Source organism: Leptospira idonii, assembly GCF_004770995.1.
Classification (GTDB): Bacteria; Spirochaetota; Leptospiria; order Leptospirales; family Leptospiraceae; genus Leptospira_A; species Leptospira_A idonii.
This window is the reverse complement of record NZ_RQHW01000049.1, coordinates 1-13,812: the sequence shown is the minus strand read 5'-3', so window position 1 is coordinate 13,812 and position 13,812 is coordinate 1. Positions and strand designations below refer to the sequence as shown.

The following is a 13,812-nucleotide window of genomic DNA, read 5'->3' as shown; positions in this document are numbered from 1 at the left end:
GATGAACGCTCTCAGAGATTTTTTGCATCGCTTCTCTGCTGGAAGCTTGAGAAGTAGCAATACCAGCCTTCCAATCCACCATAGCCCCAAAGCCGTTAGAAGTAACTCCATCGTTACCAGAGAATCCATCTACAGAGCTATAAGTCAGACTTCTTCCAGCATATCCTCCGGTTACATTATAACTTCCATCATTGAAGTTATAACCCGCACTCCCGGATACTAACCCATCACTGCTCGCATAAGATGCGTTCAAGCCTCCCTTCTGAGTCATGGACACAGTTCCTGACCCACCGGCAAATTGGTTATCCGTGTATTCTACGCCTATGCCATCTCTCTGTGTAAATGTCAAAGAGCCGGATGTTGCCACCTTACCTTGATCATTAAATGTATTCTGTGTTATATAAGCTCCAAACCCTTCACTCTTGTTATAGCTAATTCCAGAAGCGAGCCCTCCCTTAGTGGCTATCCCTACACTTGCCTCTATGCCTCCAGATTCACTCCATGCTAGACCGGCAGCTAATCCATTCGAATTCTTGAACCCTACGGCAGCTCCGAACCCACCTTGTTGTGAATAAGTTACTCCTACTTGCAACGGTCCTAACTCCACACTTGCGCTGGCACCAAATCCGGCTTGATCAGAATAGCTTACCCCTACAGTAGCAACTCCTCCAATGCCAACACCCACGCTTCCCGCAAAACCATTTGCATACGAATAGGTTGCATCTACTGTCACACCCACCATTTGGGTGAATCCGTTTGCGACCCCACTCAATGCTCCAGTAATCGCTCCAGCAACTCCACCGTTATAAGCGCCTTGGATCCCTTTATAAGCAGCAAGTGCCAGTAAGGAAGCACCACCTGTAAACGGAGCAGCGATGACGGCAGCAACAGACACGATCGTATCAATTACATCACCATTCTCATGCATGAACTTAGCGGTCTGCTTCGCATTGAGTAATCCACCAGTGGCAACAGACAACACCCCGCCCACAGCATTGGCGAATCCATCGCCCTTAAGAGCTTCCCCTTCCGCCTTCTGCTCGTTATAGAGCTCCTTCATCTTAAGGATAGGATAGAACTGGTTGAAGTGATGCGTTCCGAAGGACCCACCTACGGTCGGACCTACCAAGTAACCTGAGTTCTTGGCAGACTCAATCATCGCCTCTCTGCCCTCATCATCCGCCTGAGAATAACTTAGGGCTTGCTGTGGATCGGAAAATATTCTCTGAAGTCCCTGCTGTGCCGCCTTCGCCACACGCGCCATCGCCTTAGGATCAAGTAACGTAAGCCCTATCTCGCGATTCTCCGGCTTCTCAGGATCAAAGGTATTCTTGAAGTCATACTCCAACTGGTTCCGTGCCAATCGTACCATCGTGGAAAGTTCCACGCTCGTAGGTCCGTATTTACCCTGAAGCGCAGAGAAGTTCGTTAGATCCCACTCCTTACCACTAGAATCCTTCACCGTTGGTAACTTATCCGGTTTCTTGTAATCATAACCCGCATACGCAGGTAAGATCTGGTAAGTAGGATTCCCCATCTTATCCACAGCAGATCTCATATACACAGATCCTACCTTTAGGAAGTTGTCTTGTATGAGCTGACTGGATAACTGTTCGTCTAACGCCTTATTCTGTTCCTTGATCGTATCTTCAAATGTAAGCGGCAACGACCACAATGAATCCAACGTCTGAAGCACTGCCATCTGCTTGCTTCTATCTTCCATCTCGGAAGTGAGAGCCGCCATCTTCTTGATGTTCGTATCGTCATAAGTCGCTTTGCTGAGTTCATCTACAAAGAACTGAACATCCGCATACAACCCTTGCTCAAGCAGTCTGTTGTCCAATACTTGAGGTTTGCTTGCCAATATATTATTAAGTATTTTGTTCGCATTGTTCTGAACGGAAATGGATGTAGGAACATTCCCTAAGCTGGCAAGTGTTCTCTGGATCTCACTATAGATCTCATCCACACTCATCCCGTTGCCGTTTCTTGCTTGGTTGAGTAAATTAACTTCCCACTCTGTCTTTTCTTTTAAGGCGGCCTCTATCCTTGCCATATGCGCCGCTTGACCGTCAGCCGTTTCTTTCTTGAAGTCCCTTCTCCATGCTTCCCAAGATTGGTTGAAGGCAGTCATCATATCGTTGAAGCGAGCCGTACCCGTATTCTGAAGATATTCCACATTCGCAAGCCACTCAGACTTCTTGGCTTGGAAATCTTTCTCCTTACCTTCCCATACCTTTAACTGAAGGTCTCTCTGTTGAGATTCATTGATCGCATAAATCTGATCTACTACGTTCCCTGCTCCGTAATAATCATTCACAAGAACCTTATACATATCGTATTCGATTCTTTGCCCCGTATTTCCCAATGTTACAGTATTTAACAAAGAAGAGAAAAACGCATCTCTATCATCTAATATATCTTTTTTGTCCGCTTTCACTCCACGAACAATGGCAGCTTCCTGTGCTGCATAATACTCATCTCTTTCCACTTCATACTGTGACTTCGCAAGAGAGGCAAGGGATCCCACAAACTCATCCGCAGATGTCATTAAGTTTACAAGTCTTCCGTCGGAAGAGTAACCTTGATTAGAGTATGTGGACGGCGCCCCCACAGGAGCCGCTCCCGATCGAATGTATAGCCCGAATGAATCCTTAATCGCCCTCTTTTGGATCAAAGGGTCTCCATCTTTACCTGCAAGTTTATCGATAGACAAAGCATCTTTACCGCCTGTCCATTTCAAAGTACCGTTGGCAAGCTGTCCCCCGCTACCAACTAACAAATTCACATCGGATGCGTTGAGTCCTGTTGCCACATAACCATTAGCTCCTAGAAGCATATCACGCAGCTGCTCTTCCGTAGATATATCCGTATAACGGTTCAGTCTCTCTTGTAAGCTCTTTAACGTTTGCGTTTGAGATTTTGCAGTGTTAACTAGATTATCTAATTTTGCCTTTTCGCTATTCCAGGTATTGATTCGATTCATCGCTTCCAGTCCTACCATCGGGTTGAACCAAGACATAAGACCGATGATGAGGGCTCCAGTACCCATCACCTCTGCTAATCGATACTCCATCGCTCCTGCAAACTCGGCATAAGAATTTGTAACTCTACGAATATGAGCGGATTCCCCTCCCGCATTCAGGTTAAAAATCCAAACTCCATCAAATGCCTTCTGGGCGCTCGTCACGTCACCCATAGAAGTGCCGCCCATATACCTTCTTACAAAACCCCCGATATCCAAATCAGGATATCTCTTCGTAAGACCTCCCGAGAAAGTGACAAGCTCTCCTCCCGGGTGATTCGGATCAACTCCCCCTCTCGTAGAATGAATAAAATCCCAAGCACCTATTTTATTATCCAATATACCGTTAGCGATATTATAATAAGACCTTAACTTCTGTTCTTGCTCCGTATACCAGCCGGATTGGAAATCCAATCTTCCTTCCAATACAGAGGTATTCACACTGCCGACGAGTCTTCCCATTGTACCGCTCAATGCGCTTCTAGCTGCAAGAATCTGTTCTTGCAAACTCTGCATCTCGTTTTTAATGCGAGTTTCCGCCTCACTGTAACGCATTGCACGTTCCGCCCATTCCTGCGTCTGTGCTTTGTTTGCCGCTACGGCAGTATCCGCCTGAAGTTCGCTGAGCTTCATTCGATCGTCCGCTTTTTTCTGTAAGGCGGTGATCTCTTGTAGTTTCGCTGTCACTTCTTTCTGAGCATCTTCATATCTCTTGCGAATCAACTCAATAGGCGTCGTAAGAGAAGCAAGCGACTCTCCGGAAAGAGACTGATGGTTCGAATAATCTTTAATCGTTACAAAATCATAAACGGAGGAAAGCAGACTCATTTCTTTCGAAGCCTGCTGCAGAAGATCATAAGCAATACTCACCTGCTCTTGCTTTGCAGAATACTCCGCCTGGATTCCCGCAATATTTGTCTGTTCCGCTTGGAAAGCAGCGTGAGCCGCATCAAACTCTGTTAATCTTGTATTGTACTGATCCTTATATGCCTGAAGAGCCGTATGGTAACTACCATTGCCATACGTATTCTTTATATTATAAATGACTCCGATCTCTTCCCCCGCAAGGAGGATGCTGGAAGCGCTGGAACTCATCGAACCTTTCGCTTGGCTTGTCTTCTCATACGGATCTTCCAATGCAAATCTGCCGGGAAGGTTGTTCTTTACATAATTATCCGTAACCGCTTTAGCGTTATCAAAACCGCCGAGAAATTCATACTCAAGGCTTGCATTTTTGGAATATACCTCATCTCTTACCGTATAACCTGCGTTCCTCATTTCTCCTAGCAATACACGTAAAGAAGGGTTCTGTGCTTCCTTACTCGGATCGTAACTATAACTATTGTATTCCTCTATAATGGAAAGAAAATTGCCCAGCCTATGTTCCGCCTGATACTCCAATTCTCTCAATCGGTTCGTAACTTGAGTATCCTCACTCGGTGCCGCTTGACCTGCAGGTGCGATTTTGGTATAACTCAAATAAGACTCGATCTTAATCACCTTATTCGACACGTCCCAAGCAAACTTCTTCTCTTTCTCCTCAGCCACAGCTCGAAGACCCGCCACAGCAAGTTTGCTTGTTTCCTCTCCCAATGCATCCGCAAACGAAGCGAACCCTGTTTGGTAAGTAAATGATCTTAAGTAAGTTCCTGCCTGAATTTGGAAATAAGGATCTGTTCCACCAGGTCGAGTCGGATTGTACAAACCTACCCTGCTGAGTAAAATCGCTTCCTTCTCTTGATCCGTTACCGGTGAAGACAAACGATTGTTTGCGGAAGTGATATACTCGTTCATATCCTCTCCCGAATAAGAACGTACCAACAAATCCATTCTTGCCGCTTGCTGCAAAGAACCCATTAAACTCGCATCATAACCTTTCGTATTCAGCCAACTTGCAAGATCCGCACTGTCTTCGGGATCCATATCCCCTGTCCAATTCGCATAATAAGTATCTAATAAATGATATTCCTTCAAGGAATCAGGTAAATAAGTAGAAGGGTTTTTCGAGTCTCGGTTCGCTATATAGTTCCCAAGCATCGAACGGTCGCTATCCCCCAAATTCATCTGTAAATAATAATTGCTCGTAAGAGTCGGTACATCCACACTCAAATTGCTTTTTGCATACGCCTCAAACGAAGACGCTAATATATAATTTTTTAACTCTGCCGGATATAAACTAGGATTCGGAACCACTCCATTGGCAATCGATTGTTGGATGCGGTTATAGCTCTCTCTGAGCGCCTCTTCCTTAACGGTTGCATGTAAACTAGAATCGTATTTGGAGAGTAATGTATCTACCTGGGACAGGTTTTGTGACTGGAGGATTCTGACTTGGAAGTCGTATCCTGTAAGTAATGTTTGAAGTTCCGCTACCTCTGTTTCCGTCAGCGCAGCTCCTAAAAAATTCGCATTCTTTTCTATGTTCCCGCTCGGTCCAGGTAACACGAATTTGCCGCTTCTTATATCCGCTAAAAACTTTTCTATCGTTCCGTTGTTTGCAACCGTATTCACATACGCTTTGGCTAACTGATCCTTATGGTTCTGCCATGCAAATGCTTTGAGCGCAGAGAAACCCTCCTCGATTCGAGGATCCGCAGTGTAACCGCCTGCGGTAAATTTTTCCTTCAATGCTTCGTATTTACCGATTGCAGCTCCGATCTCTCCCAAAGACTGATCCAATGGAAGTCCGTTCGCTTCCAAACCATCTATCGTTCTCTTTAATTCGGCAAACAACTGACCTGCGGAATCTAACGCTTCCCTTGCCGTTTTCACTGTTTCATATTCGGTCTTTAACGTATTCTTATCTGCCTTCTCAGACGCAGATAAAGACTGGTAGTATTGCAATCCTGCAATTTCATTCGTATACGCTTCTACATTCCCCAATGCTTCCCATAAAGAAGCATTGATCTCTTCCCCGTTCTGCATCTTTACAGTCAAAAATTCTTTGATGTTTCTGGTATACTGCACCAAATCGGACTGACTGATCTGGTTCATCGAACTTTGGGATGCATATACAACGATCCTATCTTCTAACGAATCCACAAATGCATTCGCTGCATCCGTCGCAACACTTCGATTCGCATATAAATCCGAATACTCATTCGACATCGTACTCCCGAACATCATCGCTTCTCCAAATACGCTCAAACCCGTAAGAGAATCGTTCATACTCAAAGCTGTCGTTTTTTGTAAAACATAAGTGTATTCTAATTCGGCAACCATTTCCATGTGTTCGGGGTTAAACGCCCCCGCCCCATCTATAGGATAATAATAAAACTTATCCCTTTGTGCCGGATCATCAAATACGTTTGCAAGGCCTGGTAAACTCCCTCGTATTTGTGTTAAGCTGGAATCGGTAACCAAAATCTGATTTTGGGAAACGCCTAGTGCCCCTTTGAACTCTGCTATAAATACTTTTGCCTGGTCACTTGCCTCATCTAACTGTAAAGATAACTCTCTTAGATAGTCTGTTGATGCCGCTTGTTTCTCGGACAAATCCCTCAACTTATTGGAGACAGTCGCTGCCAAATCCGCATACTCCTCCGTTCCGGGAGTTGCACTTCTCCAATTCGACAATGCTTCTTGGTATGCTGTGAATGCATCACCTAATTCAGATTCCATTGTATCCCATTCGTTCAAAAGGTCGCTCAAGGATTCCTTAGAACTCAATAGCGCAGATGCATCCACCCCGCTAAAAAGTTTTTCATATCCGGTAAGCACAGGAGGATCCTCGCTCGTATCATAAATCGGTTGCGTAAGATCCTCATATTCGGAAATCGCCAAATATTTGTTTATCTTTTGGATTTCCACAGCATAGGAATATCTGTTTGTCCCCGAGAAAAAGGACGCATAACTAGGATACGCAGCTTCTACAGAAGCAAAACCAGGCTCCAGTCTCTGAGAAGATAAATACAATCTCTCTACCGAACCATCCATAGCTCCCATCTTCGTATAAATCTCGTTATAGATCCTTACCCCTTCCGTCTCACCGAACACTTCGATTAACTTACCATAATCCAAAATCGCATTCAGTTTCTCCGTAGCTGTCGTCGCTCCGGATAAATAACCGGCTAGAATATTGCTTAGCCTTGCCTCTTCACCCAAGTCGCGGTCTCCCGCAGAACCAATCACAAACGAATCATTATATAATTTCGATGCGGTAATTGCATCCAATCCGGATACTGCCGTATGAAGTTCCTTCAAAAGCCCTGTCGCCTTATTCTCTTGATTGCGGAAGTATTCTTCTTTCAGGACACTTAATACCTCTCCCGATTTCACTTGATCCGCAAAAACTCCAACCCTACGCGAAATTTCTACCTCTCTACCTATCTGCGACAACGATCCCTGGAAAAAGAATGTGCTTCCATATCCGTAACTTTCCGATAAAAGTTTCTTTGCCTCCGGACTTCCGTTCCAACGAATGTCTTCCCTCTCCGCTGCAGTAAACTCTATCCCTGATTCATAATAATTTAATACTTCTTCACTATATGCCTTCTGTCTTTCCAACTCGGTAATAAAATCCGAGTAGTTCTCTCCTTCCAAATAACTCCCCAAAGCACTTTTACCTTGTCGGAAATAATCAAGAAGTGTCGCCATCGCTCTGCGATTCAAAATAGAAGCAGCATCCGTTTTGGAATCTCGGTTCACTACCTCAGAATCCTTCAAAATACGAAGATAAATCGATTCGACTCCCCTCTCCCCTTCTCTAAGATCCTTTACATAACTAAGAAGAAACTCCAAAGCTTTCGCATTCACTTCCGCTCCGGCAACCTTTTGGCTCAATTCCGCAGCTTTCTGAATATCAGCTAACTTTGATTCATTTCCGTTCTCATCCAATAAAAACTTAAGTTGGATTTCCTTATTTCTGTATTCCAACTCGAATCCGTCGAACAAAGACATAAGTCCGTCAGATACTTGTTTGGTTGTGGAATTTCTCCCCTCAAGCGCATTTCTAAATCCCAAACTTGCCTGTCCGTAACTTGCCAATCCCTCCGATAAAGAAGAAAGAATCGAACCGGTTCCCCCCAAAGATACAAATAAATTCTGTGTCGCACTCGTCTCACTTGTTCTAAGACTCGCAAATCTAGTCTTAGCAGCTTGTCTCTCCGTTCCTGTAAGTGTAGCATCCACAAGCACATCCGTCTTAGACAAAGCATCCAACACATTCGCATTCAAATACCTAACTGTCTGATCCACTTCCGACAGATATTTGTTATATACATCCACTAAACTGACGGCATATCCCAAATTCTTCTCTAGTTCGGCGATCTTCGATGCATACTCCAAACTACCACGATTCCCCGTGTTCGCATCCGCATATGTCTTATACTCAAGAAGAATCTCTTTCACCAAAGAAATCCCTTCCTTTCCATAAGCCAAAACATCGCTTCTGTTATCGGATAAGTATGTCAAATGCTCGTATGCTGGTAAAACAGCTTCCGCATTCAAATAACCGGCATCCAATCTACTGTCCGAATACAATCCGTTCAATATGTTCCCATACTGACTTGTATACTGACCGATAGATGCGGAAGCCGCATCCAAACTCGCAAGATTCAATCCGTTCGCACGATCCAGCAATGCAGCGATGCTACTGTCATGCGATCCTATAGAAGTCACAACCGACGTATCCAAACCGGATAAACTGCTCTTCCATGACTCTAAATTCTTTCTTACCTCCGCAGACACCTGATTCCCATACAACTGAACCAAAGTATCTCCACTCAGCAAACTATCGATCTTCTCTTCCAGACTTCCATCCCCATTCAAAACGGATGTAAGTGCTAAACGATTTTCTTTCAGTCTCTCGAACTCAAGAACTCGTAAGTTCATCTCTCCATAAAATCTCTGAGAGCGGAACGCATTCTCTCTTTCATACTGAAGCTCATACATCTTCTTCTCTTGTTGACGCAAAACCTCTCTCTGTGCATCTATTTCCGCTTGCGCTTGGAGAATCTCTCCCCTAAGACCGCTGTTCCCTTTAATTTTGCTCGAATCCGTTGTTAAGTCCCCGATCTCACCTAACATCCCTGGGTTTTGGATCAATACCTGGATCTTAAGAGCACTCTCATACCCGAGCATCGCTTCCCCCATCGCTGCCTTTGCAAGCTCCATCGCCTGGCGTTTCGTTTCCAATACCTGACTTGCTGCTTCTAATCTCGCAAGAATAGTATCAGGATCCCCTGACACATCCTCCGTCTCTATACTAGAGTTCCCATCCAAACCGGGAGTTCCGAATACACTGCTACCGCCTCCGTTTAACTCTGCAAGAAGGCTCAAATACGCCGCTTCCTTATTCTTGAAGTTCACTCGTATCGCATCAAGCTCTGCCGTGATCTGCTCGGTTGTCTTCTGTGCGACATTCCCCACCGCATAATCATAAACTGCCTTCGCTCTATCTCGTTTCTCTTCCAATACTTTGAGTTCTTCTCTAGCTAACTTTAACTCGAACTCCTGTACCGTTAACACATAAGGATCGCTACCTCCGGCATTGTACAACAATCCCTGCCCTACTCCCGTCCCTCTTATGTCTTGGTCATGAATTTGACTTTGAGATGCCGCTACTAAATTTCTATATCGACTTTCCAGTCCCAGCCAATAGGTGTATTGGTTACTATATTCAGTGATTACCTCTTGTGAATACCCACTGTTCGGTGCACTTGCCCTCCCAAGTGCTTCACGATACCATTCCTTATTAGATGCAATCGTGGCAAGAGTGTCCGCCCCCACGATCAAAACATCCGTAATCCCTCTTACATGAGATTCCCACTTGGTACGATTCGTCTCTAAGGTCCGATCCAGCTCCTCAATCGCCTTAGTCTTGTTTGCCACCATGGTCGATTCACTCGCTTCCCACTTAGACAATCCTTCCTGGATCTGCTTTTTAACGGTGGTTAACCACTCTTCTCTCGCTTTCACTAGCTCCGTATAGGCACTCGTCCAGTCCGATTCCCCCGAACGCCACTGCATCTCTACATCCCTGTCATACTGGAGCTTACCCAATATCATCTCATCTATCGCTTTCTGCCAAACTTCCTGACCCTTCTCGAGCGCTGTCAATACCTGCTTCTGGTAATCCTCATCTCCATTTTGGAAATTCAATGCTACCTGGGTCGGTATAGAGTTCTCATTAGAAACAAAAACCCCTCCGTTCTGTGCCAATTGTTGTTTTGTTCTCTCTACAAGAAGGCGCGCAAGTTCCGACGGATTCGTCTCCTGCGCAATTCGGCTCGCCATCTCCTCGTTACGGTTCTCAGAAGACACAAAATACATCCTCTTTGCCGATAACAACGACGACTCTTCATACTCATATTCAGATATATAATATTCTCTTATTCTACTTAACTCAAATTCAAAAGCAGCCTGTTCCTCGCCAGAACGGAATCCAACCCCGCCCCTAGCCTCCAAAATAAAACTATCTAACGCCGCTTCCCAGTTCGCCTGCAATCCCGCACGAACCGATCCCACAGTCGTATCCCAAATCTGAACACGATCTGTCGCCGTCGAACCTTGCTTTGATGCTAAATCCGCCTGCTGGATTCCCAATATAAGTCCTGCACGGTCCACCAAATCCCATACCCGATCCAAACTAGCACTCTGGATATGCGCCTTCCAAAATCCCTTCCTCTGGTCGATCTCCTCTTGAACTTCCGATTCCCACTCGCTATAAGCTAATGCCTTCTCCTCGATTAACTTATTTCTCTCCTGGTTCGCAGCATCTCCCGTTGCACCGAAATTTCTTAATTCTTTCTCTAACTCTTGTTCTGCCCTTGTTTCCCAATCACTACGGAGTATCCCTAGTCCGCGACCCACCGCTTTTTCAAATTCGGCTTCCGTCGTCGCTTGGCTTGCCTGCTCGAACTGACGTTCCATTCGCCCGTCCGTCCCCTTTCTCCACAAATCCCGGAAACGATTCTCCTGACCCAGAACATCTACCACCAATGCTCCAAAAGACATTTCGAATATTAGAACAATCAATATTACGGATTTTAAAAAACTAGGAAGTTGCTTTTTCAGGCGGCGGATCTGGCGGAGATAAGTTTTTTTCATGTTTTTTGCTTCCGTTTAACTTGCGCAAAGGGAATCGCTACAAAAACTAATTATTTACTCATAAAAGTCTATTCGTTTTCTAAATTTATTTACCTCTCTTCTCATTATTTTAACAAAAATTAAACTAAGTGCGAATATTCGATTTTTTTCATGTGACATAATCTATTTTGTCACACAATTCACTATCACATCCGAGATATCCTTGCTCACAATCCGCCCAAATCCATTGCTCACACTGCATTCTTGACCAGACGGATGCACGGATACAGAAATCGCATAATTCCCACCATCCGGATAACTTTGCGGAAACGTAAATCTTCCACTAATATTAAACGGCGCCTGCTCCGCAGCATTATTTTGCAAGTAAATAATGCCGCTTAACCCTGCTATATTTCCGCCTAATCTATAGTAGTTTACCCCATCCCCGCCTGCTCTACTGCTCGAACGTGTAGACATTGCCATCTCAGACACCAGTGCCTGGACGTATTCACGGCCATCCCCTCCCTTATCTTTCAATGTGCAATTTGCACAAATATATACCAAAATAAACACATTTAACTTTTTCCACGAGAACATAACATTAACTAATGTCGTCAGAAAAAATTTTTTTCTCCAACAAAAACACCCTCCCTTCCGATATAACTAACAAAAGGTTCTTCTTTAAATAACATGCCCTCTCTTTACACAACAACATCTTATCTTAATTTACTAACAACGCTTATTCTAATTTCCTTGACCACTCAATGCTCCACCGTCAGAAAAATATACAGATCCAATCGCACCGATGTCGCTTTCTCCGATTTCAGCAACGGAAAATATTCCAAACAACAAAAAATAGTACTTAGAAAGATAACAACTAAACCCTCCACTTTTCTCTCAGCCACAAAAGATAATTTCACAGAAAATCTCAGATTCTCACTTCTCTACCAAGGATTCCAAGTGGAAATCGCCGACGAGGAATCCTTTGACAAAGCTAAAAAAACAGAACCCTCTGTCTTTCAAAAAGACACTCCCCTAGAATCACCCAAAGACATTGTTAAGGAAATCATCGCAAAAACAAATGCGAACATCTTTATCGACGGTTATATCTACGAAAAAGATCTAGGAAACGTGTTAGACCAAGACTTCTCCACCGGTATCATTTTACGTATCTATAATAATGACGCCTCCCTCATCGGAGAAACCATCCTCAGCTCCTTTTACTCCTCTGCCGATTTCGAAGTCAATCAAATGTATGCAAACCTCCTTGCAGAAAAACTCGCTCTAGCCTACTCCTCTGCACCAAAAAGTACATGGAAACCCTTTCTCTCTAAATAACAATTAACTACTCTCATATGAGACCCTTTATTATATTTTCTTTCATCTTACTCTACTCGGTTTCTCTACAAACCCAGTCTTCTGAGAAGCTGTTTCTGGATCTCAAAAACGCAGAAGACATCTCTATAGAAAATTCACCCGAACTAAGGCTACTCAACAGCCAGCAGAAAATTAAAGGTCTCATCGTTACGGAAAATTGGAGAAACTATTTTCCGACTGCCTCTGTCACTTGGTTTAGGAACTCCAATGTCATTGAGAATGAAGCGGATAGCAGATCACAAAGAGTCTCCCTCAATCTAGACCAAGTCATCTATGACGGCGGAAGAAGAAAATTAGCTCTGCAAGCCGCCATGTATGATCTGGACCTCTCTAAATATGATCTCCTGCTTTCCATCAATGATCTTAGATTCAAAGTCAGAAATGCCTACTACGGCATACTCAGTAATTTGGCTCAGACAGAACTACAAGCAAGATCCATTGAACGTCAAAAAGAACAGCTCAAATTTGCTAACCGCGAACTTTCATTAGGCGAAACTACGGAAGTCCAAGTCTTACAGATCTCCAATAGGCTCAATGAGATTCAGCTACAGCTAAAAAAAACAGAAATCGCTCTCAATACAGGCATCGAAGAGTTTAAGATCTTAATGAGACTACCAAGTGCCACTCAACTCGCTCTCAAAGACAGGATTGAAGACGGCTATGATTTCTCCTTTAAAGTCATCCCGGAACAAGATCTTATTGATCTTGCCTTTAGGTCCAGGGTAGAGTTTGACAGAACAAAAGCTGCCGAGTTACAATCCGCTTCCGAATTTGAGATCGCCAAAGCGTATTATATACCTACTCTTTCCATTGGAAGTTATCTTGCTTCCTCCGGCGACAGGTATGAACCTAGGCAACGTGAATATGGATTTAACTTTAAAATGAGTATGGCGATTGGACCTAATTCCATTCAGGATTCTTCCAATTATATTTCCAGGGCGGAGGATACAAATAGAGCTCTTACTTCTTCCACCACAATCGGCATTTATGACAACTTACAATACAAGAGGAAGATTGCTCAATCTGCCATCGCTGCAGAACAGGCGAAAATTACTAGAAAACAGCTTGACGATATCATTAGGATCGAAGTACATAAAGCTTTACAAAACTATAATGTTAGCTGGCAGGCCCTTATACTTGCTGATGAAAATGCCGATTCCTTCGAAAAAAGACTCAAAATCAAACAACGACAAGTCGATATCGGAGAAACAAGGAGAGTCGATCTCGCAGAAACCGAAATCTTCTATCTTGAAGCTCAAAAAGCTAAAATCAACGCACGTGTGCAGTTCCTACTTTCCGTCTCCCAGCTCGAACTCGCTGTCGGTGCTTCTCTCGACTCTTTACGTATCATCAATCTTAAATCTTCTTAATCGGGTTTGCTA

Annotated in this window: 4 protein-coding genes; 2 read left to right on the top strand and 2 right to left on the bottom strand. The window is 44.1% G+C overall.

Going from position 1 to position 13,812, the window contains the following annotated elements:
- Positions 1-11,074 (bottom strand): coiled-coil domain-containing protein (locus EHS15_RS15675; protein WP_167884248.1); only part of this gene is annotated, 11,074 nt, incomplete at its 3' end.
- A gap of 162 nt (positions 11,075-11,236) precedes the next feature.
- Positions 11,237-11,650 carry a hypothetical protein gene (locus EHS15_RS15670; protein WP_135761539.1) on the bottom strand — a complete coding sequence of 138 codons (414 nt, stop codon included), beginning with the start codon at positions 11,648-11,650 and terminating at the stop codon, positions 11,237-11,239.
- A 93-nt stretch (positions 11,651-11,743) separates the two neighbouring features.
- Between EHS15_RS15670 and EHS15_RS15665 the strand changes: the two genes are divergently transcribed.
- Positions 11,744-12,391 (top strand): hypothetical protein, encoded by a 648-nt coding sequence (locus EHS15_RS15665; RefSeq protein ID WP_135761538.1) that lies wholly within the window; start codon positions 11,744-11,746, stop codon positions 12,389-12,391.
- A gap of 17 nt (positions 12,392-12,408) precedes the next feature.
- Positions 12,409-13,800 (top strand): TolC family protein, encoded by a 1,392-nt coding sequence (locus tag EHS15_RS15660; RefSeq protein WP_135761537.1) that lies wholly within the window; start codon positions 12,409-12,411, stop codon positions 13,798-13,800.
- Positions 13,801-13,812: the final 12 nt, after the last annotated feature.